At 71.6% G+C, this 25,128-nt stretch carries 26 protein-coding genes; 20 read left to right on the top strand and 6 right to left on the bottom strand.

Going from position 1 to position 25,128, the window contains the following annotated elements:
• The first annotated feature begins 77 nt into the window (after nt 1-77).
• Nucleotides 78-659: a YceI family protein gene (locus tag ABFX46_RS31755; protein WP_346047604.1), complete on the top strand. Its 582-nt coding sequence runs from the start codon at nt 78-80 to the stop codon at nt 657-659.
• Between the two features lie 4 nt (nt 660-663).
• Here ABFX46_RS31755 and ABFX46_RS31750 read toward each other — a convergent pair whose 3' ends face one another.
• Nucleotides 664-1,449 carry a maleylpyruvate isomerase family mycothiol-dependent enzyme gene (locus ABFX46_RS31750; RefSeq protein WP_346047603.1) on the bottom strand — a complete coding sequence of 262 codons (786 nt, stop codon included), beginning with the start codon at nt 1,447-1,449 and terminating at the stop codon, nt 664-666.
• A gap of 50 nt (nt 1,450-1,499) precedes the next feature.
• Between ABFX46_RS31750 and ABFX46_RS31745 the strand changes: the two genes are divergently transcribed.
• The 7 genes from ABFX46_RS31745 to ABFX46_RS31715 all read left to right on the top strand — a co-directional run bounded on the left by ABFX46_RS31745 (nt 1,500) and on the right by ABFX46_RS31715 (nt 7,078).
• Entirely contained in the window at nt 1,500-2,432 is a 933-nt protein-coding gene (locus tag ABFX46_RS31745; protein WP_346047602.1) for a MerR family transcriptional regulator, read from the top strand.
• 74 nt (nt 2,433-2,506) lie between these two features.
• Nucleotides 2,507-3,601, top strand: coding sequence for an LLM class flavin-dependent oxidoreductase (locus ABFX46_RS31740; RefSeq protein WP_346047601.1), 1,095 nt, complete (start codon nt 2,507-2,509; stop codon nt 3,599-3,601).
• Complete coding sequence (locus ABFX46_RS31735; RefSeq protein WP_346047600.1) at nt 3,598-4,191, top strand: CE1759 family FMN reductase; 594 nt, start codon at nt 3,598-3,600, stop codon at nt 4,189-4,191. Before ABFX46_RS31740 ends, ABFX46_RS31735 begins: the two co-directional genes overlap by 4 nt.
• 49 nt (nt 4,192-4,240) lie before the next feature.
• Nucleotides 4,241-4,588 carry an ArsR/SmtB family transcription factor gene (locus ABFX46_RS31730; protein ID WP_346047599.1) on the top strand — a complete coding sequence of 116 codons (348 nt, stop codon included), beginning with the start codon at nt 4,241-4,243 and terminating at the stop codon, nt 4,586-4,588.
• Complete coding sequence (locus ABFX46_RS31725) at nt 4,585-5,220, top strand: SRPBCC family protein (RefSeq protein ID WP_346047598.1); 636 nt, start codon at nt 4,585-4,587, stop codon at nt 5,218-5,220. Before ABFX46_RS31730 ends, ABFX46_RS31725 begins: the two co-directional genes overlap by 4 nt.
• 210 nt (nt 5,221-5,430) lie before the next feature.
• Entirely contained in the window at nt 5,431-6,276 is an 846-nt protein-coding gene (locus ABFX46_RS31720; RefSeq protein ID WP_346047597.1) for a HEAT repeat domain-containing protein, read from the top strand.
• A 31-nt stretch (nt 6,277-6,307) separates the two neighbouring features.
• Complete coding sequence (locus ABFX46_RS31715) at nt 6,308-7,078, top strand: hypothetical protein (RefSeq protein ID WP_346047596.1); 771 nt, start codon at nt 6,308-6,310, stop codon at nt 7,076-7,078.
• A 12-nt stretch (nt 7,079-7,090) separates the two neighbouring features.
• On the opposite strand, the gene ABFX46_RS31710 is transcribed toward ABFX46_RS31715, so the two are convergent.
• Complete coding sequence (locus ABFX46_RS31710; RefSeq protein WP_346047595.1) at nt 7,091-7,357, bottom strand: hypothetical protein; 267 nt, start codon at nt 7,355-7,357, stop codon at nt 7,091-7,093.
• Between the two features lie 116 nt (nt 7,358-7,473).
• On the opposite strand from ABFX46_RS31710, the gene ABFX46_RS31705 reads away from it, so the two are divergent.
• From ABFX46_RS31705 to ABFX46_RS31690, 4 genes are all read left to right on the top strand, one after another.
• Nucleotides 7,474-8,301: a helix-turn-helix domain-containing protein gene (locus tag ABFX46_RS31705; RefSeq protein WP_346047594.1), complete on the top strand. Its 828-nt coding sequence runs from the start codon at nt 7,474-7,476 to the stop codon at nt 8,299-8,301.
• Complete coding sequence (locus ABFX46_RS31700) at nt 8,298-8,588, top strand: DUF397 domain-containing protein (RefSeq protein WP_346047593.1); 291 nt, start codon at nt 8,298-8,300, stop codon at nt 8,586-8,588. Before ABFX46_RS31705 ends, ABFX46_RS31700 begins: the two co-directional genes overlap by 4 nt.
• Before the next feature lie 445 nt (nt 8,589-9,033).
• The gene (locus ABFX46_RS31695) at nt 9,034-10,353 is read left to right on the top strand and encodes an HNH endonuclease signature motif containing protein (protein ID WP_346047592.1); all 1,320 of its coding nucleotides are present in this window, start codon (nt 9,034-9,036) and stop codon (nt 10,351-10,353) included.
• Nucleotides 10,354-11,658: 1,305 nt separating this feature from the next.
• Complete coding sequence (locus tag ABFX46_RS31690) at nt 11,659-12,231, top strand: nitrilase-related carbon-nitrogen hydrolase (RefSeq protein ID WP_346047591.1); 573 nt, start codon at nt 11,659-11,661, stop codon at nt 12,229-12,231.
• Here the strand turns inward: ABFX46_RS31690 and ABFX46_RS31685 are convergent.
• A complete protein-coding gene (locus tag ABFX46_RS31685) occupies nt 12,200-12,601 on the bottom strand; it encodes a PPOX class F420-dependent oxidoreductase (RefSeq protein ID WP_346047590.1) in 402 nt (133 codons plus the stop codon). The two genes, ABFX46_RS31690 and ABFX46_RS31685, sit on opposite strands and share 32 nt — an antisense overlap.
• 177 nt (nt 12,602-12,778) lie before the next feature.
• On the opposite strand from ABFX46_RS31685, the gene ABFX46_RS31680 reads away from it, so the two are divergent.
• The 7 genes from ABFX46_RS31680 (at nt 12,779) to ABFX46_RS31650 (ending at nt 20,633) form a co-directional block, all read left to right on the top strand.
• The gene (locus ABFX46_RS31680; protein ID WP_346047589.1) at nt 12,779-14,488 is read left to right on the top strand and encodes an MFS transporter; all 1,710 of its coding nucleotides are present in this window, start codon (nt 12,779-12,781) and stop codon (nt 14,486-14,488) included.
• A 116-nt stretch (nt 14,489-14,604) separates the two neighbouring features.
• Nucleotides 14,605-15,609, top strand: coding sequence for a LacI family DNA-binding transcriptional regulator (locus ABFX46_RS31675; RefSeq protein WP_131937808.1), 1,005 nt, complete (start codon nt 14,605-14,607; stop codon nt 15,607-15,609).
• Nucleotides 15,610-15,659: 50 nt separating this feature from the next.
• The gene (locus ABFX46_RS31670; RefSeq protein ID WP_346047588.1) at nt 15,660-16,880 is read left to right on the top strand and encodes an extracellular solute-binding protein; all 1,221 of its coding nucleotides are present in this window, start codon (nt 15,660-15,662) and stop codon (nt 16,878-16,880) included.
• Nucleotides 16,877-18,037: an ABC transporter ATP-binding protein gene (locus tag ABFX46_RS31665; protein ID WP_346047587.1), complete on the top strand. Its 1,161-nt coding sequence runs from the start codon at nt 16,877-16,879 to the stop codon at nt 18,035-18,037. The genes ABFX46_RS31670 and ABFX46_RS31665 overlap by 4 nt, the downstream gene beginning before the upstream one ends.
• Nucleotides 18,027-18,953 carry an ABC transporter permease gene (locus ABFX46_RS31660; RefSeq protein WP_346047586.1) on the top strand — a complete coding sequence of 309 codons (927 nt, stop codon included), beginning with the start codon at nt 18,027-18,029 and terminating at the stop codon, nt 18,951-18,953. The genes ABFX46_RS31665 and ABFX46_RS31660 overlap by 11 nt, the downstream gene beginning before the upstream one ends.
• Nucleotides 18,950-19,822, top strand: a complete 873-nt coding sequence (locus ABFX46_RS31655; protein ID WP_346047585.1) for an ABC transporter permease — start codon at nt 18,950-18,952, stop codon at nt 19,820-19,822. The genes ABFX46_RS31660 and ABFX46_RS31655 overlap by 4 nt, the downstream gene beginning before the upstream one ends.
• 55 nt (nt 19,823-19,877) lie before the next feature.
• Nucleotides 19,878-20,633: an SDR family NAD(P)-dependent oxidoreductase gene (locus ABFX46_RS31650; protein WP_346047584.1), complete on the top strand. Its 756-nt coding sequence runs from the start codon at nt 19,878-19,880 to the stop codon at nt 20,631-20,633.
• Here the strand turns inward: ABFX46_RS31650 and ABFX46_RS31645 are convergent.
• The 3 genes from ABFX46_RS31645 to ABFX46_RS31635 form a co-directional block, all read right to left on the bottom strand.
• On the bottom strand, nt 20,630-21,604 hold the full coding sequence (locus tag ABFX46_RS31645) for a hypothetical protein (protein ID WP_346047583.1): 975 nt from the start codon (nt 21,602-21,604) through the stop codon (nt 20,630-20,632). The genes ABFX46_RS31650 and ABFX46_RS31645 overlap by 4 nt on opposite strands.
• Nucleotides 21,605-21,754: 150 nt before the next feature.
• Nucleotides 21,755-22,864, bottom strand: a complete 1,110-nt coding sequence (locus ABFX46_RS31640; protein WP_346047582.1) for a DUF2637 domain-containing protein — start codon at nt 22,862-22,864, stop codon at nt 21,755-21,757.
• 233 nt (nt 22,865-23,097) lie between these two features.
• On the bottom strand, nt 23,098-23,751 hold the full coding sequence (locus tag ABFX46_RS31635; RefSeq protein WP_346047581.1) for a dioxygenase family protein: 654 nt from the start codon (nt 23,749-23,751) through the stop codon (nt 23,098-23,100).
• Nucleotides 23,752-24,053: 302 nt separating this feature from the next.
• On the opposite strand from ABFX46_RS31635, the gene ABFX46_RS31630 reads away from it, so the two are divergent.
• Complete coding sequence (locus ABFX46_RS31630; RefSeq protein WP_346047580.1) at nt 24,054-25,046, top strand: AraC-like ligand-binding domain-containing protein; 993 nt, start codon at nt 24,054-24,056, stop codon at nt 25,044-25,046.
• Nucleotides 25,047-25,128 lie beyond the last annotated feature (82 nt).

The raw sequence follows: 25,128 nt of genomic DNA, 5'->3' as shown, positions 1-25,128 counted from the left end.
TCCCCCGCGGGGGCCCCTCAGACCAGATGGGATTTGAGGTAGTTTTTCCTGGTTGTCACTTGTTTGGGGGGATTTTCATGGGTGTCGAGGTGTCCGACCTCGAAGCCGGCCGCTGGACCATCGACCCGGTCCACTCCGAGATCACGTTCACGGTCCGGCACCTGATGACCACGGTGCGCGGCTCCTTCCCGGACTTCGGCGGCGAGGTCGTGATCGGCGCGGACCCGCTCGACTCCACCGCCCGCGCGGAGGTCAGGATGGAGTCGATCGACACCCGCCACGCCGAGCGGGACGAGCACGTCCGCTCCGCCGACTTCCTGGACGTGGAGCGGCACCCGGTCATGGTGTTCACCGGCACCGGCGTCGAGCCCGCCGCCGTCGGCCGCCGCGCCCGCACCCCCCGCTACCATCTCGCCGGCGACCTGACGATCAAGGACGTGACCCGCCCGGTCCGGCTGCTCACCGAGTTCCACGGCGTCGGCCCCGACCCGTGGGGCGGGACCCGGGCCGGCTTCACCGCGACCGCCGCGATCAGCCGCCGCGACTTCGGCATCGAGTTCAACGTCCCGCTGCAGGGCGACCGGGTGATGCTCGGCGACGAGATCACCATCGCGCTGGAGATCCAGGCCGTCTTCGCCCCCGCCGACGCCCCCGCCTGACCGGCTAGACCGCCGTCCGGGCGAGCCAGTGCTCCAGCAGGGACGCGTCACCCGTCACCTTCACCTCGGCGGCGTCGGACGGGGCGAGCCGCCGGGCGAACACCAGCAGCAGGTCCCGGACGGGCCCGCCGGCGATCATGTCCGCGTCCAGCGCCCCGTGCTCCCAGACCGGCCCCTCCGGCGTGCGGGTGATCAGCCAGCCCTCCAGAGACGCCTCGGCCGGGCGCAGGCACAGCGTCTCGCCGTTCCCGCGCAGTTCGGCCAGCTCGGGCTTCTGCGCCGCCGCCGCCGGCGACGTGAGCAGCCCGAGGAACTCGGTGATCACGTCGGCGGCGAGGTCGGGCGCCACCGCGAACGGCGTCCCCGTCGCGAGCGCCGCGTCGGCGTGGTGCACGACGGTCTCGTTCGCCATCCGGCGCAGGCACATGACGGTCGGCCACGCCCCGAAGAAGGGGTGTTCGACCGACTCGTCCGGCCTCGCGTCGAACGCTGCGATCAGCTCCTCCGCGCCGTCCCTCAGCCAGCCGGGCCAGTCGGCGGGGGAGTCCGGCGGCGTGCGGGGCAGCTCGTCCAGCACCTCGGTGCCGCCGGTCCGGAGCAGTCCGGCCGCCCACCGGTGCGTTTGGCCGACATGCCCGACCAGATCCGGCAGCGTCCAGTCCGGGCAGGTCGGGACCCGCGTCGCCGGGTCGGCCCCCGAGGCGGCGCCGGCGAGCCCGCGGGCGTGCTCGCGCAGGCCCTCCTTCATCCGTGCGGCGTCCAGCACGGTCGTCTCCTTCCTGTGGTCCACTGTCGTGCCCGTAAGGTAGGAGCTCCAGTCGGCTGGAGGTTCAACCGGTTGTGACGGACGACACTTTCCTTGGGGACGCCTCGCTGGGGATCGGCGACCTGGCCGCACTGACCGGCGTGTCCGTGCGCACGATCCGCTTCTACTGCGACGAGGGCGTCCTGGAGCCGGGGCGCAGCGCCGGCGGCCACCGCCGGTTCGACCGCTCGGCCGTGGACCGGCTCCGCCTCGTCCGGCGGTTGCGCGCCCTCGGGCTCGGCCTGCCCGCCATTGCGGCCGTCCTCACCGGGGAGCGCTCGCTGGCCGAGGCCGTCGCCGCCGAGCGCCGCGCCGCCGACGCCGAGCTGGCCGCCCTCGCCTGGCGCCGCGCCTCGCTCCGCGCGGTCGAGGACGCCGGCCCGGCCGACCGCGCCGCCCGCCTCGACCTGCTCGCCGCCGTGCAGGACGGCCCGGCCGCGCGGGACGTCCTGCTGGAGTTCTGGCGCCGCCGCGTCCTCGTCCCGCTGCCGGCCGGGGCGATGCGGGCGTTCCTGGAGATGAGCGTCCCCGAGCCGCCGGCCGATCCGGCGCCGGAGCAGGTCGTCGCGTACGCCGGGATGGTCGCGGTGGCGGCCGACCGGCCGCTCCTGTGCGAGCTGCGCGCCCTCGGCAGGGTGAACGCCGACCGGGTGCGGGACGAGCCGGCACTGATCGCCGGGCTCGGCGACGCCGGGTCGCTGGCCGCGCCGCTGGTGATCGCGGGCCGGGAGCCGGAGCCCGGACCGGCCCTCGACCGCTTCGTCGCCGCCCACGCGGAGGGGCGGGGCGAACGCGACACCCCGCGCTTCCGGCGCGCCCTGCTACCCGCCGTCGCCATGGAGCAGGACCCGCGCCTCCGCCGCTACTGGACCCTGTTCGGCCAGGTCACCGGTGAGCCCGCGCCCGCCGGGACGCTCAACACCTGGCTGGTCGACGCGCTCGAACGGGACGTCCGGAGCGCCGCCTGACACGTCAGGAATACGATCTCGCCCCCCGCGGTTCCCGTAAGATGATTGAACGTTCTACTATTTCGGAGGCCGCCATGCAGTTCGGGATCTTCTCGGTCGGCGACGTCACTCCCGATCCCACCGACGGCCGCGTCCCCACCGAGGCCGAGCGGATCAAGGCGATGGTGACGATCGCGCTCAAGGCCGAGGAGGCCGGGCTGGACGTCTTCGCGACCGGCGAGCACCACAACCCGCCGTTCGTGCCGTCCTCGCCGACCACGATGCTCGGCTACATCGCGGCCCGCACCGAGCGGCTCATCCTGTCCACCGCGACCACGCTGATCACCACCAACGACCCGGTGAAGATCGCCGAGGACTTCGCGATGCTGCAGCACCTGGCCGACGGCCGGGTGGACCTGATGATGGGACGCGGCAACACCGGCCCCGTCTACCCGTGGTTCGGCAAGGACATCCGCGACGGCATCCCGCTCGCGATCGAGAACTACCACCTCCTGCACCGGCTCTGGCGCGAGGACGTCGTCGACTGGGAGGGCAAGTTCCGCACCCCGCTCCAGTCGTTCACCTCGACGCCGCGCCCGCTGGACGGCGTCCCGCCGTTCGTGTGGCACGGCTCGATCCGCAGCCCGGAGATCGCCGAGCAGGCCGCCTACTACGGCGACGGGTTCTTCGCCAACCACATCTTCTGGCCCAAGGAGCACTTCCAGCGCCTCATCGCCCTGTACCGGCAGCGTTTCGAGCACTACGGGCACGGCTCCGCCGACCAGGCGATCGTCGGGCTCGGCGGGCAGGTGTTCATGCGCAAGAACTCCCAGGACGCCGTCCGCGAGTTCCGCCCGTACTTCGACAACGCCCCCGTCTACGGGCACGGGCCGTCGCTGGAGGAGTTCACCGCCGAGACGCCGCTCACGGTCGGCAGCCCGCAGCAGGTCATCGAGAAGACCCTCTCGTTCCGCGACCACTTCGGCGACTACCAGCGCCAGCTGTTCCTGATGGACCACGCGGGGCTGCCGCTGAAGACCGTCCTGGAGCAGATCGACATGCTCGGCGAGGAGGTCGTCCCGGTGCTGCGCAAGGAGTTCGAGGCGCTGCGCCCCGCGCACGTCCCGGCGACCGCGCCGACCCACGCGTCCCGCCTCGCCGGCCTCGCGAAAACGGAGGAGGCCCGATGAGCGCGCTCGCCGTCATCTCCGCCGGTCTCGGGCAGCCGTCGTCCACCCGGCTGCTCGCCGACCGGCTGGCCGCGGCCGTCGCGCGGGCCCTCGGCCCGGACGCCGCCGTCGAGACGATCGACCTGCGCGACCACGCGCACGCCATGGTCGACGCGACGCTGACCGGCTTCCCGTCCGGGCCGTTCCGCGCCGCCGTCGAGACCGTGACGAACGCCGACGGCCTCATCGCCGTGACGCCGGTCTTCAACGCGTCCTACAACGGCCTGTTCAAGACGTTCTTCGACGTCCTCGACCGCGACTCCCTGGAGGGCATGCCCGTCCTGCTCGGCGCGACCGGCGGCACCGCCCGCCACTCGCTGGCGATCGACTTCGCGCTGCGGCCCCTGTTCGCGTACCTGCGCACGACGGTCGCCCCGACCGCCGTCTACGCCGCGTCCGAGGACTGGGGGAGCGGCGAGAGCGCCCTGCCCGACCGCATCGCCCGGGCGGGCGCCGAACTCGCCGCGCTCATGGAGGCCCGTCCCGCCGCGGCGAAGGACGACCCGTACGAGGACCCCGTCCCCTTCGAGCAGCTCCTCGCCGGCCGCTGACCGCTCCTTAAGGCTTGGCTTATATAAGTCGAGCCTGTAGTTTGGGGTCGTGCACGCGTTCGATGTTCTGGGCGACCCGGTGCGGCGCCGGATTCTGGAGCTGCTCGCCGAGGGCGAGCGGTCGTCCGGCGAGGTCACGGCGGTCGTCCGGGAGGAGTTCGGAATCTCCCAGCCCGCGGTATCACAGCATCTGAAGGTGCTGCGCGACAGCGGGTTCGCGGTGGTGCGGGCGGAGGGGACGCGGCGGCTCTACGCCGTCGACCCCGCGCCCCTGCGCGAGGTCGACGCCTGGCTCGACCGCTTCCGCCGGTTCTGGACGCCGCATCTCGACGCCCTGGCGACCGAGATCGCCCGGGGCGGGCGCGCACGCCGCCACGACCCAGGGAGCGAGAGATGATCGAAGTCACGGGGCAGATCAACGCGGTACGCCGCACGGTCGGCGAGCGGGTGCTGGAGGCCGGCACCGCGCGGACGTCGACGATCAGCCAGGTCTACGACACCGACGTCGAGGACCTGTGGGACGCCGTCACCAACCCCGAGCGGATCCCCCGCTGGTTCCTGCCGATCTCCGGCGACCTCCGGCTCGGCGGCCGCTACCAGCTCGAAGGCAACGCCGGCGGGACGATCCAGACCTGCGACCCGCCCAAGGGCTACTCGGCGACCTGGGAGTACGGCGGGCAGACGTCCTGGATCGAGGTCCGGCTGACCCCCGAGCCGGACGGCCGGGCGCGCTTCGAGCTGGAGCACATCGCCCACGTCGACGACGCCATGTGGGACCAGTTCGGCCCCGGCGCCGTCGGCATCGGCTGGGACATGGGCCTGCTCGGCCTGGCCCTGCACCTCGCGACGGGCGAGAGCGCCCCGGAGCAGGTCGGCCCCGACTGGTCCACGACCGGCGAGGGCAAGGAGTTCAGCCGGCAGAGCGGCGAGGCGTGGTTCGCCGCCCACGTCGCCTCCGGCGCCGACGAGGCCGCCGCCCGCGCCTCCGCGGACCGCACCATCGCCGCCTACACCGGAGAGATGGAATGATCTCCGAATTGTGACCCTGCGCGGCTTGGACGACATCGACTGGACGGCACTCAGGCACGCCTACGGCGAGGCGGGGGTGGTCCCGATCTCCTGCGCGGCATCGCTCAGGGCGTCGACCCGGAGAACGCGCTCGACGACCTGGAAGGCAAGATCTACCACCAGGGCGGCATCGTCTTCTCCGCCGCCCGCGCCGCGCTCCCGTACCTGGTCGTGCTGGCGGGCGACCCCGCCGTGCCGGTACGTCCCGGCCTGCTGGAGCTGATCGGCCTGCTCGCCGACGAGGCGAACACCGTGTCCCCGTCCGGGGTGGACGACGGCTGGCCGGACGCCTGGGCCGCCGCCCTGCCCCGCGTCCTGTCACTGCTGGACGATCCGGACGTCGCGGTGCGGCGGGTGCTGGCGAGCACGCTGTCCTCCGCACGCGCCGACGCCGACGCCGTCGTTCCCGCGTTGCGCGCGCGATGGGACACCGAGGACGACGGCGCGGTACGGCTCGGGATCATCATCGCGACCGGTGAGCTCGCCGGAGGCTGCACCGCCGGCGTCCTGCCCGAGGCGCTCGTGTGGCTGCGCGACCTCCGCCGCCACGACGACGCCCAGATCAGGATGGCAGCCGAGATGGCGCTCGCGACGGCCGTCCGCGCGCAGCGCCCCGACCTCGGAGTGCTCGTGGCGGCCGTGCGCGGCGACATCAGTGTGTGGCGGGACACGCCATGGGTCGGGGACATGCCCGCAGACCTGCGGGAGTTCTACGGCGGCCGGGCCGCCCGCCTGCTCGGCTGGCTCGGCCACCGCCTTGAGGACGACACCGCCGCGTGCACCGAACTGGCCGCCGCGTTCATCGGCACGCGCCCACGCGACGCACCTGCTCGCCGCGCTCGACGAGGGAGACGCCGACCTGCTCGCCGCCCGTCTGGACGACGACGCGCCCCTGTCCCGGCACGGGGACGGCCGGATCGCCGACCTCGCCGCCTGGGGCCTGGCCCGCCGGAACGACCCCCGCTGCCTTCCGCGCCTTCTCGATCGCCTTGCCGGAAACCTGCGGTTCGGGGGTGACGGATACGGGCCGTCCGGCCCCTTCACGACCATGCCGCCGGCCCTGCGCACCCTGCTGGCGCCGCTGAGCGGGCACGCCGGCGTCCTGCTGCCCGCGATCCGCGCCCGCCTCGTCGAACCGGACATCGCCCGCGGCCTCGCGGAGGCGCTGGCGGAGTGGGGTGCGGCGGCCGCGCCCGCTGTCCCGGAGCTCATCCGTCTCATCGGAACGGACGCGACGATCGAGGCGGCCCGCGCGCTCGCCGCCATCGGCCCGGCCGCAGCCGATGCCGCATCCGTCCTGGACGCCCCGCTCGGCACGCAGAACCCGTGGGTCGCGCGGCAGACGGCCGCCGTCCTTCCGTGGGCGGTGTGGAAGGTGACCGGCGACCCCGCCCGGCTGCTCGCCGCGCTCGCCGAGGGGCTCGATCCACGTTCCCACCATCAACTGCCCTATATCGCTGACCTCGGACCGCTCGCCGCCGCCCACGCCGACCGGCTGCGGGCCCTCCTCGACGTCCGATCCCACTGGACGAGCGTGGAGGCGGCGCACGCGTACTACCAGGCCACTGGGGACGCCGAGGCCGCCGAACGCGTACTGTCCCCGGAGGCCCACGAACTGGCCGCAGGCAGGTATCTCCCGGTGCGGTGGGCGGCCATGCGGTACCTCGCGCAGATCAGCCCGGCGGCCCCGGACGTCCAGCGGGCGGCCCGTACGATCCTCTCGTCCGACCGTCGCCACCACTACGGCAACGGGTGGTGCGCCTTCACCGAGGACCGCGAACTGCGCGACCTGGCGTCCCGCCTCCTTGACGAGGCATAGGACCCCCTTCCGTCAGTCGAGCCAGACGACCTCAACGCTCCGCGAGCGACCGAACAACCGGCGTGCCTGGTCGGCGGACGAGCACCGCCCGAGGATGCGGCCTCCCGAGCCGCCGCAGGCGATGACGTGCCCTTCGTGGACTGCGAGCCCCCATCCGAGGATGCCGCCGTCGTCGGCCGCGGCGTCGAGCCAGCAGAGGGCGAAGAGGCGTGGCGCGTGCTCGGCGGCCAGTTCGGACACCTCGGCGCGGAGAGCTTCAAGTGCGGAAATGCTGTTCATGCCACACAGAGTGAATCCTTCTGATTACCTTGAGTGCGTGAATCGTCCTCGCGTGGACCGGCCGTGACGAGGAGCCGACCGAGGTGAGGACGCGGTGGCCGAGTGAGGAGGCGGGAATGACGTCGAAGAAGCCCCTGACCCCGGTGGCGGGAACCGCGGCGCTCGCTTACTGGGGCGGTGAACTGCGCTACCACCGCGAGCACGCCGGACTCACCCAGGACCAGTTCGCCCGGACGATCTACGTCTCGTCCTCCTTGATCGCCATGGTCGAGACGGGCAAGCGCACTCCCAAGCCGTCCTTCATCAAGGACTGCGACCAGGCGCTCAACACGGGCGGCGCCCTCGCCCGCCTCTGGAAGCGACTGATCGAAAGCTCCTACCTGGAGTGGTTCCGCCCCGTCGTCGAGATCGAAGCAGACGCCGACTCGATGATCGCGTACGAGGCGCAGGCCGTGCCCGGTCTGCTTCAAACCGAGTACTACGCCCGCGCCCTTCTCCGGACGGGACCGGCGCGTGACTCCGAGCAGAAGATCGAACAGCACGTCGCCGCCAGGATGAACCGACAGCAGATCCTGACTCGCGACGCTCCTCCGCTCTTCTGGGTGATCATGGATGAGAGTGTTCTGCGCCGCCCGGTCGGTGGCGCCGAGATCATGCGCGACCAGTTCGCGTGGCTGGTCGAGACGGCGAAGTCCCCGGACGTCATCCTGCAGGTACTGCCGTTCGCCGCCGGAGCGCATGCCGGGATGAACGGCTCGATGATCCTGTTCTCGCTACCCGATCAGAGCGATGTCATCTACGCTTCTGGCTTTGGAGGTGGACAAATCATCGGATGCCCGGAGGAAGTAGATGAATGCCGTCTAGCGCTAGATGTCCTTCGTGCTTGTGCGCTGCCGCCCGATGATTCCGTCCAGATGATCGCAGGGATGATCGGAGATCCATGATCGGTGGGCTTCAGTGGCGCAAGAGTTCCCGCAGCGATAACCAGGGCGGCCTATGCGTCGAGGTCGCTGGAACCACCGTCGAGCAGTGGCGCAAAGCGACCCGTAGCGACGACCAGGATGGCGACTGCATCGAGATCGCCGAGGCCGGTCGCGTCTGCGAGGCGCATCGGCCGGTCGTAGCGGTGCGTGACTCCACGGATCCGGACGGGCCGATGCTCGTGTTCGGCCCGGCTGACTGGCGGAGGCTTTCATCGCGTATCAAGTCGGGCGCGTTCGACCTTGAATAGCCGAATCCGAGGACTGGAGATCGGCCGGCGTTGCTAGCGGGTGTTCTGTCGTCTTTTCTGGTTGCGGCGGCCTTTTAGCGGATTAGTGTGGTTTCGGTGGGTGCCCGGTTGCGGTGGCCCCTGGCGGGCCGGTGCGCGCAGTTCCGGTTGTTGTCGGCTGGAGTCATTTCGGCTGGGGTCGGTGGTCGGGGATGGGTGTCCAGCTGCGGGTTTGTGCGGGGTTGCTGTTGCTCGTCTGTCGACGGGCGGGGGTCGTCGGGGCCTGCGGCCCCGACTGCGGCAGCGAGGCGGCCGAAGGGGATTCGCGGCTGATGATCCTTTCTCCGCCTTCTGTCTAGGGCGTCTGGAGGTAGAATTTCTGTTTGGTTTGGCGGCTGTCCGGAGCGTCTTATTATTGTCACCTTAATTGGTTGGCGGAGGTGTAGTCATTCGATAGCATTGGGTTATGTGTTCGAGTGAGATCGATGTCGGGTCGATGTCCATCGGGGAGCTGGTGGACGCGGCGGCTTCGATCGCGGCCGAACTCGCTGGATGTGAAATGTCCGCGTCCCCGGCCGTCTGCATGGCACAGGCCGAAACGCTCGCGCGCGCCGGAGACCAGCAGGAAAGCGCGCTGGCCGCCTTGATCGGGCGGGTCGACGCGTCCGCGGAAGTGAGTCGGTGGGGGCTGCCGTCCACACTGGCTTGGCTCCGCACCCGCCTGGGCATGCGCGAAGCCCGCGCCAAAGAACGGCTCCACCTCGCCCGCCAGCGCCACCGCCTCCCCGAGGTCACGCGCCGACTCGCCGCGGGCGACCTGTCCTACGGATACGCCTCCACCATCGGCGCGGCGGTCGCGCGGCTGAACGACGCCGACTGCGCGGCCGCCGAAGAGATCCTCCTCAACCTGGCCGGGCAGGGCTTCTCCGCCGGGAAGGTCGCCGCGTTCGGCAACAAGATCACCGACCTCATCGCCGAACGCGACGGCATCGAGCGGGCACCCGACGCCGACACCCGGCGCGGCTACGAGCGCTCCTGGGTCGACACGACGCGGTCCCTAGACGGCGGCCGCTACGTGAAGGGCTGGCTCAACGCAGAAGACGCCGCGATCTGGGACGGTACTCTCGCACCCCTGGCCAAGCCCGCCGGCACCGACGACCGCCGCGACCTTTCCGAACGCACCGCGGCCGCGTTGACGAACGTCCTGTCGCGCGGGCACACGGCCACTCGCGTCACCGTCATCTGCGACCTGGACACCCTCACCGGAGGCCAGACCCCGGCCCGATTGACCGACGGCACCCCCATCCCCGCCGCCCAGGCCCGCCGCATCGCCTTGGCGGCCGGGGTCTCCGCCCTCATCATGGGCCGCGGGAACATACCGCTCTACCTGGGCCACCGGCAAAGGTTCGCCAGCCCCGCCCAACGGCAGGTCCTCCAGACGCTCTACCCCACCTACGCCGTCCAGGGCTGCGAAGTCCCCGGCGCGTTGTGCGAAGTCGACCACGTCAACGGCTGGGCCCTGGGCCACAGCCCCACCGACATCGACAAACTCGCCCTCTGCTGCGGATGGCACAACAAGTTCAAACACGCCAATCCGCACCAGATGAACATCACCAAGAGCAGGGCCGGACGGTACGTCTACCGCGTTCTACCACCCGACGACCCCGCCCCTGGGACACCGGCGGCCTCCGACCTGTGGACCGCCACATCCCACCGAGTCCGGCCATGGCGCCGCCGCGTCCGGCGGTCCTCGCCCCGGAGCCGACGCCAGGCGGCAGGCCCGTAACCGAGTGGTTCGGCCCGAATGAGTGGCGAGCCGAACCGCCGCAAGAGATCGCCGAGGGACCGCCGAGCATGGCGCGGCCGCCGACCGGTAGCCGCACTTCGCAGCTTGAGCCTGGGCGGATGGCCCGGTTGAAGTGATCGGAACGCCGGACACCGCCGGGCTGATGACACAGGCCCGCCAGTACACGGTCGCCGGGCTGGACCAGGCCGCTGACCAGGCCGGACATGCGCTGATCGGGTAGCGGCCGTGGATTCGCCGAGTACCTGGCCGACCCGCACATCGCCGCACGGAGGAGCCCGCCCGCCGTGCGGCCAAGGGGCACCTGGCCGTGCAACTGCTGGCCGACCATCCTGGGGCGCGATAGATCGTCACGGCTGGGTGCCGCCTGGGCGTGGGTGGCCACTGCCTCACCGGTGCACTGGCTGCTGATCCGCAAGCACCTGCGCACCAGCGAAGTGGCCTAATGCCCTACCTGCGGCCGCGCGACGGCAGCGAACCGCCCGCCTCCCGCGGTACCGCCCTCATGTACGACCTGGCTATGGCCGGCTGATCCGGCCCTGGGCGGACACGTCACCCGCACCACGCTCGGCCGCACTCCTCCATACGGGACGACGTTGAGCGAATCCAAGTGCGTGTTTGAGAAGTTGATTTCGGTCGGTGTGGCTGTGTGATGTCGTGTGCCGGTTTATGCAGGGTGTGGCGATGGCTCGGACGTCGTGCTACCCCTCTGTCCTGACCGATGAGGAGTGGGCCTGGCCGAGCCGCTGCTGTCACCGGCCGGCACCGAGGACCGTCCGGAGAAGCACTCGCGGCGCGAGATCGTGGACGCGGAGCTGTAGGTGGGGCAGCATCTCACCTCGCCCACGTGCCGATACGTGATCGCCGATGCCGGGTTCACCGGACGGCTGGTCGGCTGGGCCGCCCAGACCCTGCGCACCACGATCGGCATCGTCCGCAAACCCGCAGGCCAGAAAGGGTTCACCGCCCTGCCCCGCAGGTGGGCGGTCGGGCGGACGCCGGCCTGGCTCACCGCACCGACGCCTGGCCCGCGACTACGAACACCATCCCGCCGCCAGAGGAGCCATGATTCGGCGGGCCGCCATCGGCCTCATGACCCGCCGCCCGGCCCGCGGCGGCCAGCCCGCCGTCCGCCAAGGCCCATGCCCCCTCACATACCAATAACAAGATGCCTCTCGAACACGCACCAAGATCAGCCCGCCCGGTGGCCCAAGAACCGCGATATTCGAAGGGGAGTGCGAGAGCCGTGGAGATTTCGTAACTACTGCGCGGGTCGCCGCCACCTGGATGTCGAGCAGAATCTGGCGAATATTGCGCGCGTCCTGGACGACGCTCGGCCGGACCTTGGTTGTCGTGTTTTCCGGGGGGCCTTGTCGGAATCTCGATCCTGGCCTTCTGGCCCGTGCGGCCGAGGACGTTGCGAAGCTCGCGCGTGAGCGTGCTGTTCATGTGTTCTGCGGCTCGTTGATTCACGAGGACGGCGCCTTGTGGAACACTGCCCTCTGCTTCTCACCGTCCGGGCGCCGGTGGACGTACAAGAAGATCAACCTGGCGATGAACGAGCGCGGTCTGCTGGCGGCAGGGGACCATCTGCCCACGCTGGAGGTAGGTGGGGGCGACGTGCCGTTCACGGTCGGCGTCCAGATCTGCCGGGAGATCCGGTTCCCGGAGTTGTGGCAGTGCCTCGCCGAGGCTGGCGTGCAGGTGTTCGTCTACCTCACGCACGCCGCTGACCCGGGGAGCCGCCGGGAGTTCGGCGAAGCCACCTCGGGCGGCGGCGGGACGTTGTCGCACTTCAGTGCCGTGCGGCTGAGCCGCTTGCCGGGGGTCAGAGGGTGCCCAGGGCGCGGGTGGCGGTGATTTCGATGACCACTCGGGTCGGGTTGGGGCGCGGGGGCTTGTAGCGGGCCGTGTAGCGGTGTTCGGCGTCGGCCACGGAGGCGGCGTCGGTCTTCAGGACGGCCCGGCCCTCGATGGTGGCCCAGCGGCGGCCGTCCACCTGGGTCACGGCGACCGGGAGGCCCGCCTCGCCGGCCTGGCGGACGTGGCGGGCCTTCGCCGAGCCGGACGAGGTGATCACGCGGACCGTGCCCGCGTCCAGGGTGGCGCCCACCGGGACGGAGTGCGGGGTGCCGTCCGGGCGGACGGTGACCAAGGTGCAGATGCGGCGTTCGCGGAAGAACGCGATGAGGCGCTCGTCATCGAGGGCCAGCCGGTGTTTGCCGTTCACCGGTCGGATCCTAGACGGCCGCCGGTTCCGCGCCGGAGGCGGTCCCGCCCGGGCCGGGCGGGGGAGGGGGGACGCGCCCGGAGGTGACCCGATACGAACCCTTTTTCGGTGTGGCGTTGAACGCCGGGTTTATGCTTAGTTAGCGTAGGAAACTATCCGGCGGGGGGTGAGGTCGGCGTGCCGTCCGGGCATTATCCGTGGGTCGCGCTGAGCAACACGACGCTCGGCATGCTGCTGGCCACGGTCAACTCCTCGATCGTGATCATTTCGCTGCCGGCGATCTTCCGGGGCATCCACCTGAATCCGCTGGAACCGGGCAATGTCAGCTACCTGCTGTGGATCCTGATGGGCTACATGCTCGTCTCCGCGGTGCTGGTGGTCACGCTCGGCCGGCTCGGGGACATGTTCGGACGCGTCCGGATGTACAACGCCGGGTTCGCGGTGTTCACGGTCGGGACGCTCCTGCTGGCGCTCGACCCGTTCCACGAGAGCGCCGGGGCGCTCTGGCTCATCGGCTGGCGGGTCTTCCAGGGGATCGGCGGCGCCATGCTGATGGCGAACTCCGCCGCGATCCTCACCGACGCGTTCCCGGCGCACCGGCGCGGCATGGCGATGGGCGTCAACCAGGTCGCGGGCATCGCCGGGACGTTCATCGGCCTCGTCGCGGGCGGGCTGCTCAGCGAGATCAGCTGGCGGCTGGTGTTCTTCGCGTCCGCGCCGATCGGCATCGTCGGGACGGCCTGGGCCTACCGCAGCCTCATCGAGACCGCCCGGCGGGCGGTCGCCGCGAAGATCGACTGGCTCGGCAACGCGACGTTCGCGGTCGGGCTGACCGCGCTGCTCGCCGCGATCACCTACGGCATCCAGCCCTACGGCGGGCACGACATGGGCTGGACGAACCCGTGGGTGCTCGGCGGCATCATCGGCGGCATCGCGGTGCTGGTCCTGTTCTGCTGGATCGAGACCAAGGTGGAGCAGCCGATGTTCCACCTCTCGCTGTTCCGCATCCGGGCGTTCACCGCCGGGAACGCGGCCGGGCTGCTCGCCGCGGTCTCCCGCGGCGGCATGCAGTTCATGCTGATCATCTGGCTGCAGGGCATCTGGCTGCCGCTGCACGGCTACGACTACGCGGACACGCCGCTGTGGGCCGGCATCTACCTGCTGCCGCTCACCGCCGGGTTCCTGGTGGCCGGGCCGCTGTCGGGGCACCTGTCCGACCGGCACGGCGCCCGCGCGTTCGCCTCGGGCGGGCTGGTGCTGTCGGCGCTGGCGTTCGGCGGGCTGCTGGTGATCCCGACCGACTTCGGCTACACCACGTTCGCGCTGCTGATCTTCCTGAACGGGGTCGGGTCCGGGCTGTTCGCCGCGCCCAACACCACCGCGATCATGAACTCGGTGCCGGCGGACAAGCGCGGCGTCGCGTCCGGCATGCGCGCCACGTTCGCCAACGCCGGGATGGTGCTGTCGATCGGCGTGTTCTTCTCGCTGATGATCGCGGGGCTGTCCGACACGCTGCCGCGGACGCTCACGCAGGGGCTGGCGCAGCACGGCGTCCCGGCCGGTCCCGCGGCGCAGGTCGGCGAGCTGCCGCCGGTCGGCACGCTGTTCGCCGCGTTCCTCGGCTACAACCCGATCCAGAACCTGCTCGCGCCGTTCCACGTGCTCGGGAGCCTCGCGCCGGACGACGTGGCGACCCTCACCGGGCGCTCGTACTTCCCGCACCTGATCTCCGAGCCGTTCCACCACGGGCTCGTCATCGTGTTCGGCCTGGCCATCGCCATGTCGATGGTCGCGGCGCTGGTGTCGCTGATGCGCGGGCGCCGCTATGTGCACGACGACGTCCACGATGAGCCCGCGCTGCAGCGGGCCGGACGGGACGCCGCCTAGACCCCCGGGAGGGGAGCCCCCGGCCGCAACGCCCCAGATCACGGGGACGTTGCGGTCGGGGGCTTTTTCGCGCCCGCTGTTGACACTGTTCCGCAAACGTTTTCATAATCGTCGCCATGAGCGCAGACGGAACCCGGGCCTCGATCCGGGCGGTGGCGAGCCTGGCGGGGGTGTCCCCCTCGACGGTCTCGCGCGCGCTGAACTCCCCGGAGCTCGTGAACGCCGAAACCCGGCGGCGCGTGCTCGAATGCGCCGAGCGGCTCGGCTACCAGCCGAACCGCGCGGCGCAGTCGCTGGTCCTCGGGCGCACCCGCAACGTCGGGCTGATCGTCCCCGACATCGCCAACCCGTTCTTCGCCCCCTTCATCAAGGGCGTCGAGGCCTACTTCCGGGACACCGAGTTCGCGGTGTTCCTGGCCGACACCGACGAGGACACGGCGACCGAGGTCAGGCTGGCCGAGGCCATGGTCGAGCGGGTGGACGGGCTCATCCTGTGCGCCCCCCGCATGTCGGGGACGCGGCTGAGCGCCGTCGCCGCCAAGACCAGCGTGGTCCTCGCCTACCGGACCAGCCGGGCGGCCCCGTCGGTCCTGCTGGACTTCCAGCCCGGCCTGGACCAGGCGGTCGCGCACGTCCACGCGCTCGGCCACCGCAGGTGCGCGTACCTGTCCGGTCCGGCGAACTCGTGGTCGAACCGGCAGCGCCGCAAGTTCCTCGGCGCGGCCTGCGCCGAGCGCGGCATCGAACTCGTGGACCTCGGCCCGTACGAGCCGCGGTTCACCGGCGGGTACCGGGCCGCCGACGAGGTGGTCGCGGCGGGCGTCACCGCGGCGTTCGCCTACAACGACCTCGTCGGGCTCGGTGTGCTGTCGCGGCTCACCGAGCGCGGCGTGAACGTGCCCGGCGACCTCAGCATCGTCGGGTTCGACGACATCCCGATGGCGTCGATGACCAATCCGCCCCTGACGACGGTGGCCATGCCCGTGAACGCGCTGTCCCGGGCGGCCGCCGCCACCATGCACACGAGGCTCGACCCCGGGGTGCCCAAGGCGCCCCCGCTTCCCCCGGCCGCCGAGCTGGCGACCCGACTCCTCATCCGAGGCACCACCGGGCCCGTGTGAGCCCGGCCTTACCACGCGGGACCGCGCGTCCCGCCGGGAGGACCCACCCCATGAGAACTCCTCGATCAGCCCTCCTCACCCTCGCGACCGCCGCCGGACTGCTGCTGACCGCCTGCGGCGCGCCCAGCTCGGACGGCGGCGGCGCGTCCGAGCCGTCCGCCGCGGACGTGAAACTGCCGTCCAAGCCGGTCACCCTCAACGTCATCGACGTCGCCGGGAACCTCCAGCTGACGCAGCAGATCTTCGAGAACTACAAGAAGGAGCACCCGAAGCTCGTCAGCAAGATCACCTACACGAAGGCGACCGCGCCCGAGCTGGCGGGCAAGGTCAAGGCCCAGCAGGACGCCGGGCAGCTCGACATCGACCTCGTGCTGACCGGCACCGACGGCCTGTCCGCCGGCCTGGAGCAGAACCTCTGGGTGGACCTCCTCGGCAAGTACTCCGACAAGCTCCCCGATCTGAAGACGCAGTACCTGGAGCCCGCGTCCAAGATGCAGGACCTCGCGCAGGGCAAGGGCGTCGTCGTGACGTACTACCCGTCCGGGCCGCTGCTGGAGTACAACCCGAAGAAGGTCGCGAACCCGCCGAAGACGGCCGAGGAACTGCTCGCCTGGGCGAAGGCCCACCCGAACAAGCTGGAGTACGCGCGCCCGTCCAACTCCGGCCCCGGACGCACGTGGCTCATGGGCCTGCCCTACATCCTCAAGGACTCCGACCCCAAGGACCCGACGAACGGCTGGTCCAAGACCTGGCAGTACCTCAAGGACCTCGACAAGTACATCGAGTACTACCCGACCGGCACCACGCAGACGATGCAGGAGCTGGGCGAGGGCACCCGCGACATCATCCTCAGCACCACCGGCTGGGACATCAACCCCCGCGTCCTCGGCCAGGTGCCGAAGGACGTCAAGATCCAGGCGCTCGAAGGCTTCACCTGGGTCACCGACGCGCACTACATGGTCGTCCCCAAGGGCGTCTCCGGCGAGAAGCTCGCGGTCCTGCTCGACATGATGAAGGTCGCGCTCCAGCCCAAGCAGCAGGCCATCACCTATGACAAGGGCTACTTCTACCCCGGCCCCGCCGTGAAGGGCGTGACCCTCGACATGGCGCCGGCCGAGAGCCGGCAGGCGATCAAGGAGTACGGCCGCGCCGAGTACGACAAGCTCATCGCCGACAACCCCAAGGCCCCGCCGCTGGACGCCAAGGCCCTCGTCACCGCGTTCGACCGCTGGGACCGCGAGATCGGCGGCCAGAAGGTCAAGAAGTCATGACGGTGGAGACCGCGGTGGAGGAGGAAGCGCGGGCCGCGTTCGCGGAACTGCGGCTGGACGGCGTGACGCGGCGGTTCGGGAAGGCGACCGCGCTCAGCGGGTTCGACCTGCGGATCCGGGGCGGCGAGTTCATCGCGCTGCTCGGCCCGTCCGGCTGCGGCAAGTCGACCGCGCTGAACTGCCTGGCCGGGCTGCTGCCGCTCTCGGACGGCGCCATCTGGCTGGACGAGGAGCGCATCGACACGCTGCCGCCGGAGAAGCGCGGGTTCGGGATGGTGTTCCAGAACTACGCGCTGTTCCCGCACCTGTCGGTCCGCAAGAACGTCGCGTTCGGGCTGTCGGTCCGCCGGACGGCCAAGAGCGAGATCGCCGCCCGGGTGGACGAGGCGCTGCGCACGGTCGAGCTGACCGAGCACGCCGACAAGCTGCCCGGCCAGCTGTCCGGCGGCCAGCAGCAGCGCGTCGCGATCGCCCGCGCGATCGTGCTGCGGCCGAAGCTCGTCCTGATGGACGAGCCGCTGTCCAACCTGGACGCCAAGCTGCGGGTGCAGATGCGCACGGAGATCCGCCGCATCCACCAGACGCTCGGCCTGACGACCGTGTACGTCACGCACGACCAGGAGGAGGCGCTCGCGCTCGCCGACCGCGTCGTCGTGCTGCGGTCCGGGCGGGTCGAGCAGATCGGGACGCCCGAGGAGGTCTACACCTACCCGGCCAGCACCTACATCGCCGGCTTCATGGGCTACCGCAACCTGCTGGAGCTGCCCGTCCTGTCGGTCGACGACGGCACGGTGACGCTCGGGGAGAAGGACGGCCTCACGCTCACCGGCGCCGGGCAGGACCCGATCAGCGACGGCCGCGCGGTCGCCGCCGTCCGGCCCGAGGACTTCCAGGTCGCCGGGGACGGCGGCGCGCAGAACCGCGTGACCGTCCGCGTGGAGGTGTCGGAGTTCCACGGGCGGGAGGTCGCCGCCGAGGGGGTCACCGACGACGGCCGCGTCGTCCACTTCAAGTCACCGGAGCGGATCGCGCCGGGGGAGCGGGTGACGCTGACCGTCCAGCCGGAGCGCGTGCTCGTGTTCGGCGAGAGCGTGCGGGCCGCCGCCGAGGCGGCGGGCGAGGCGGCGGGCGGGACGGGGGCGCCGGATGGCGGTTGAGGCTCCCCCGCGCCCGCAGGCCCCGCCGACCGCGCGCGGCGGCCTGCGGCACCGGCTCGCCGAACGCGGCGTCGACCGGGTGCTGCTCCTGCTGCTGCCCGCCGTGCTCATCATCGGGCTGCTGTTCCTCTACCCGATGATGTACGGGGTGGGGCTGTCGCTGCAGCCGAAGAACGGCGGCGGGCCGTTCGGCAACTACGCCGACTTCTTCAAGGACTCCTACCAGCGCAGCACCGTATGGAAGACCCTGAAGCTGGCACTGCCGGCGGCGCTGATCAACGTCGGTGCGTCGGTGCCGATCGCGTACAGGCTGCGCGGGCGGTTCCGGGGCAGGCGGGTGCTGACGGCGCTGCTGGTCCTGCCGGTGACGCTCGGCACGGTCCTGGTCGCCGACGGCCTGCTGCGCTACCTCGGCCCGAAGGGCTGGTTCAACCGGGTCCTGATCGACCTGAACCTCGTGGACGAGCCCGTCCGGCTGATCTACAACTACTGGGGCGTGCTGTTCTCGCTGATCATCACCGGGTTCCCGTTCGCGTTCCTGCTGGTGCTGTCCTACATGTCGGGGATCGACCCGACGCTGGAGCGGGCCGCGGCCACGCTCGGCGCCGGGCCCTGGCAGCGGATGCGGCGGGTCGTGCTGCCGCTGCTGGCGCCCGGCCTCGCCACCACGTTCGTGCTCGCGTTCGTGCTGGCGTTCTCGGTGTTCCCGTCCGCGAACCTCGTCGGCGAACCGGCCGGGGAGACGCGGGTGATGGCGATCGCGGCGTACCAGGCGGCGTTCGAGAAGTACGACTACTCGATGGCCTCGACCATCGCCGTCCTGATGGGCGTGTTCGAACTGCTCGTCATCTCGGTGACGCTGCTGCTGCGCGGCCGCCTCTACACCGGGCCCGCGATGGGAGGTAAGGGATCATGACCACCGCCGTCTCCCGCCCGGCCGGGCTGCCGCGGCGCGGCCTGCCGAAGGGCCGCCTGAGCGCCTGGCTCGTCTGGGCCTGCGTCGCGTTCTTCCTGGTCAACCTGTTCGCGCTGATCCTGTCCGTGGTCGTCAACTCGTTCGGGACGAAGTGGTTCTCGGGCTGGCTGCCGCAGGGCTTCACCACGACGTGGTACTCCGACGCCTGGTCGGAGTTCGCGCTCGGCGAGGTCCTCACGGTCACGCTGGAGATCACCCTCATCGTGGTCGCGATGGCGCTGCTGATCGGCGTCCCGGCCGGGTACGCGCTGGCGCGGCGCGACTTCCCCGGCAAGCGCGCCGTGATGTTCCTGCTGCTGCTCCCGGTGCTGCTGCCGCCGATCACCTACGGGATCCCGCTCGCGACCGTCCTGTACAAGGTGCACCTGGCGGGGACGATGACGGGCGTCGTCGCGGCGAACCTCGTCCCGGCGCTGCCGTTCGTCATCCTCGTGATGACGCCGTTCGTGGAGCAGATCGACACCAACGTGGAGTCGGCGGCGCGGATGTGCGGCGCCCGCACCCGCCAGGTGTTCACGCGGGTGCTGGTGCCGCTGCTGCTGCCCGGCATCCTCGCCGCCGGAATCCTGGTGCTGGTCCGCACCGTCGCCATGTTCGAGCTGACGTTCCTGGTGGCGGACGCCGACAGCCAGACCCTGATCGTCGCGCTGTACAGCGCCGCGTTCACCCCGGGCATCCGCGCGGCCCAGGCCATCGACGCGATGGCCGTGATCTACATGGCGCTGTCGGCGGTGCTGCTGATCGTCGCGCTGATGTTCGTCAACCCGACACAGATCGTCGCCCAGGTGAGGGAGGCTCCCGCCGAATGAGACCAGTGACCGCAGACCGAGTGTTCGTTCGCCCGCCCGTCGTGAGCACGGTCAAATGAGCGCCGTCACGTTCGACTGCACGGGGGAGCGGGTGCTGGTGACCGGCGCCGCGGGGCTGATCGGCCGCGCGCTGGTGCACCGCTTCGCGGACGCGGGCGCCGACGTGCTCGCCGTGGACGTCGACGCCGACGGGCTCAAGGTCTTCGACGCCGTCCCGCGGGTCGCGACGATGGCCGGCGACCTGGCCCTGGAGGAGGTGGCCGACGCCGTCTTCGCCCGGATCGCGCAGGACGGCGGCCTCGACGTCCTCGTCAACAACGCCGCGATGACGGAGGTCCGCACCCCGCTCATCGACATCGGCGCCGGCCTGTGGGACGCGGTCATGGCCGCCAACCTGCGCTCGGCGTACCTGCTGTCGGTGCGCGCCGCCCGCCTGTGGCGGGACGCCGGCCGGGGCGGCGTGATCGTCAGCCTGTCGTCGCCGGGCGGCTCCCGCGCCCACGAGGACCAGAGCGCCTACGACGTCACCAAGGCGGGCATCGAGGCGCTCAGCCGGGCGATCGCCGTGGAGCTCGGCGGGCTCGGCATCCGCGCGAACTGCATCGCGCCCGCCAGCGTCGTCGGGGAGGTCCGGCCCGCCACCGACATCCCGGCGGGACGCACCACCGCGCCCGGGGAGGTCGCCGACGCGGCGCTGTACCTGGCGTCCCCGGCGGCGGCGCAGCTCAACGGGCACGTCCTGCACCTGGACGGCGGCCTGCACGCCCGCCTGCGCACCGACCCGGCGCAGGAGCAGCAGCGCGAGCCCTAGTCCGAGGACGGGGCGGGGCACGGACCCGCCGACGCCGGCGGTCTCTCGGATACCGCCGGCGCCGGCGCGCGCCCGGGGCCGCTGCGGCGCGTGTTGTGCGCCTTCATGACGGCCTGGAGGTCGGGGAGGCCGCTCCCGCCGTCGGCGTCGGACAGGGCCGGGCACGCCCACGCGTCCTGCCGGCCCCACGAGTAGCTGATGTCGAACGCGGGCCGGGGGACGAGCCGGTCCCACCGCCGCAGCATGGACCGGAGCTGCCCCTCGCCCGGCAGCCGCCAGTTCCGCTCCCCGTCGTTGCAGGACTGCCCGAACGTCTGGAACACCGGGACGATCATGCGGCGCGGGAACCCGGCGCGGGCGGCCTGCCCGACCATGGTGTCGATCGCGCCGAGGTCGCAGGCTGTGTCGTCCGTCCGGCACGGGTACGGGTCGAGGCCGATGAGGTCCAGATGCGTCTCGGACGGCTCGAGCGGCCGCATCGGCCAGTCGGTCAGCGACGCGAACGCCTTCTGGCCGGGCGCGTACCGGTGGACGATGTCGGCGCGCTGCCGGATCTTCCCGGCGATGTCGGGGCATTCGTCCGGGTTCGGCTCGTCCGACAGGTACCACCCGTAGACCCGGTCGTTCCCCGCGAACCGCTTCACCGTGGCGGTGAACGCGGACGTGCTCTCCTGCTGGAAGCCGCCGCAGGTGGTGTTGCCGACCCACAGCAGGGCCCGGCCGCCCGCGGGCAGCGACGCGATGTCGCCGGCGTCCGGGTCGACGTCGAACAGGTTGTAGCCGAGCGCGGCCGCCTTCGCCCGGTCGCCGGCCGGCATGTTCAGCGCGAGGTGGAGCGTTCCGCTCGCGAGGGAGGCCGCGGACGGACGGGCGGCGGCGTCCCCCGGCGAGGGGGCGATCAGGTATCCGGTGACGGCTCCGCCGAGCGCGGCGGCCGCCGCCACGGTGGCGAGATGCGTCCTCGTCTTCATCGGCACTCCCGGCGTCGCTGGTGTGCCCAGCGTCGCACGGACGCAGCGTGATCACATCGATACGGCGCAGAACGGCACGGGAGGGACGGGGACGGCGCAGAACGGCCGCCCGCAATGGATGCGGGCGGCCGGTCCGGAAACGAGCGGGGGTCAGACGCGCCAGGACTGGACGAGCGCGTCCAGCGTGGCCTGGTCGTAGGCGATCCCCTGCGAGGTCAGCTCCTGGGCGACGAGGTCGCCGTCGCCGTGGTGCTTGGCGAGCAGCCGGTACACCGCGTACGGGAACCAGTGGTTGTCGCTGATCCGCTGGATCTCGGCCTCGTCGCAGACGTAGCCCTCGGCCCTGACCTCGGCGAGCGTCCCGGCGACGTCGCCGTGCCGCCGTTCGAGGATGTCGATGACGAGGCTGCGCAGGTTCTCCGGGGACGGCGCCGTCACGGGCGCCGCGGTCGTCGCGCCGTAGGTGCCGTGCCCGTTCATGCTCCCGGCCGCGGCGGCGGCGCTGACGACGGCCAGCTCCGGCTGGGGCTCGGGGGCCGGGGCCTCGGCGGTCGGCGCGGGCGCCGGTGCCGGGGCGGCCTCGGCGGGCGCGCTCGGCGCGGTCTTGGGCGCGGTGTCGGTCTTGGTGCCGGTCTCGGCCGCCGGCTGCGCCGCGGACGTCCCGGACTCGAGCGCCTTGCCGGAGTGGCCGGGGACCTGGATCTGCGGGAGCGGCCCGGTGTTCCGGAACGGCATCAGCGTGATCTGGTTCAGCGTGACGGGCCCGGCGATGGCGCGGGTCTGCGGCTCCGGCGGCTTCTCCTCCTCGTCCGTCTGCTGCGACACGTACCGGTGCAGGGTCCGCAGCAGGACGAACAGGCCGAGCATCGACACGATCGGCGGGACGGCGGCCGTCGCCTGGTAGGAGAACGTCTTGTTGCCGACGTGGCCGACGTTGAAGATCAGGCTGGCCGTCCAGCCGGCGAGGGCGATGGTCAGCGGCAGGCAGAAGTCGAGCCAGCTCATGATGGCGCGGCGCTTTATCACGAAGGCGTCGATGGCCAGCAGGAAGAGCCCGAGCTCCCCGACGATGATGAACAGGTCGACCAGCAGGGGGAACGATTCGGCCTTCCAGCCCCGCAGGCCGTGTTCCAGGGCCCAGTGGTAGAGACCGGCATAGGATTGGGCGAAGCCGCCGGCGGTGGCGGTCAGGACCGCGGCCGCCATGAAGGCGATGGCCCCCCACCGTGTGATGACCTGTGCCCGGTTGGCAGCGCTCATGCGGCGTGTGCTCCCAGATGTCATTACTCGACCAAGAGTGATCGGTGGGAGACTATCCATTTCTTTGGCGTTTCGTGGCCGATTCGCGTTACGTCTCGGTCGCATTCCCGCAGGCTTTCGGGCGAACGCGACAAACGGGCGACCCCGCCGGGGCGCGCCGGCCCCCCGGCGGGGAGTGGATTCCGCGGGAGCGGTGACGGAATCCCGCGTGCGGGCCCGTGCCGGGCGCCGGGCTAGGGCACCCGCAGGACGAAGTCGAACGCCGCCGTGCGCCCGCCCGGCCCGGACTGGACGCTCATCAGCAGTTCGGGGTCGAACAGCATGTCGGAGGAGTTCCGGGGCTCGTTCGGGAAGTAGAGCTGCGTCGTCAGGATCCGCTGGTACGGGGCCTGGACCTTGACGTGGATGTGCCGGGTGCGGCCCGGGTAGAGGCCGGGCACGATCGTCGTCAGGGAGAATCGTCCCATTGTGTCCGTGTATTGATGTCCACGGAGTGTATATCCGTAGTTGTCGTAATTGCCGTAATAGTCGGCTTGCCAGAAGTCGAGCAGCGCGCGGCTCACCGGACGGCACGACAGGGAGTAGACGGTCCCCGTCACGGTGAGCGGCGTGCCCGGCATTCCGGGCGTCACGAGAGACGAGCGCTCCGGCGAGCCGGGCTTGAAGTACGGGCCCTCCATCTGCGCCGGGGTCGGGTCGTCGCCGTCGTCGCAGGTGGGCGTCGGGGTGAGCCGCGGGGGCCCGGTCCGCGCCTGCGCGGGCGCCGCCGCGGCGGACACGGCCGCCGGCAGCGCGATCGCGCCGAGGCCCGCGGCGACGATGAAGTTCTTGCGGCTGATGCCGTCCCTCTCCGGTTCGGCGCCGGGGTGCTGGTGGTCGTCTGGCATGGGGGTTCCTCTCGGGGGTCGTCCGGGATCGTCCGGTTGGCGGGGCTCCCTGGGAGTGCGGACGCGGCGGGTGAGGTGCGTCCGCGACATGTATAGGCCGGTCCGGGCCGGGCGGTCTTGCCACTGCGTGCCGGGCCGTTGGCGCTGCCTGCCGGGCCGTTGGCGGTGCCTGCCGGGCCGTTGGCAGCGAGTGCCGAAGCCCGCGCCGAGCGTCGTGCCGACTCGCTCATTGACCTCGCCGACCGGGCGTAGAAGCCTTGCGGGTGGCGTCCGAGACCCCGTCCGCCGACCGGAGGAGCGCCATGCCCACGCTCGTTGACACCTCGGACCACCCTGCCCGCGACCAGGCCGACTACTGGCGGCACCTGATCAGCTCGGCGTTCGGGCCGTTCCACGTCCGGCCGCGCCGGCCCGGCGCGTTCGCCGCCCGGCTGTCCGGCCGCACGCTCGGCCCGGTCGAGGCCGGCGACGTGCGCGCGCCCGCGCACGCCGTGCGGCGCGGCGCCCGGCAGATCGCCCGCGACACCCGCGAGTGCTACAAGCTCGGCCTCGTCCTGTCCGGCTCGTGCGTGCTGCGGCAGAACGGCCGCCGGACCGAGGCAGGCGTCGGGGACGTGGTGTTCTACGACCTGACCCGCCCGGTCGACATCCGCTTCGACGCCCACCGCATCTTCACGGTCGTGATCCCGCACGGCGCCGTGCCGCTGCCGCCGGAGCGGCTGGCCGCGTTCGGCGGCACGCTGCTGGGCCCGAGCGCCCGCACGGGGCGGCTGGTCGCGTCCTTCCTCGCCGCCCTCGCCGAGAACACGGAGGAGAACCTGGGCGGGGCGGGCGAGCCGTCCGGCGAGCCCTACGCCCGCCACCTCGGCGGCGCGGTCGTCGAGCTGGTGACCGGCGCGGCCGGGGAGTGGCTGGGCGAGCCGCCGTCCGCGTCCGCGCAGCACGCGGAGATGCTGCGCGCCGTCCAGGAGTGGATCGAGGAGCGGCTGCACGACTCGGCGCTCAGCCCGGCCGCGATCGCCGCCGCGCACCACATCTCCGTCCGGCAGCTGTACCGGGTGTTCCAGCCGGCCGGGACGACCGTCGCCCGGTACGTCCGCGCCCGCCGCCTGGAGAACTGCCGCCGCGAGCTGGGCGACCCGTTCCTCGGCACGCAGCGGATCGGCGCGATCGCCGCCCGCTGGGGCCTTCCGGACGCCGCCGCCTTCAGCCGGGCGTTCCGCGCCGCCTACGGGCAGACGCCCACCGCCTACCGCGCCCGCGCCACCGGCCTGCACCGGGACGAGCGGCCGTAGCGGGATCCGTGCGGGGAAATGCCGGATTCGTCTGCATCGATCCCCGGATCGGGGGAACGCGGGGAGGACGACGAGAAGGGGG

This window comes from Actinomadura chokoriensis (genome assembly GCF_039529475.1).
GTDB classification, from domain to species: Bacteria; Actinomycetota; Actinomycetes; order Streptosporangiales; family Streptosporangiaceae; genus Spirillospora; species Spirillospora bangladeshensis.
The sequence above is the reverse complement of the archived record's forward strand: the minus strand, read 5'-3'. Positions and strand labels throughout refer to the sequence as shown.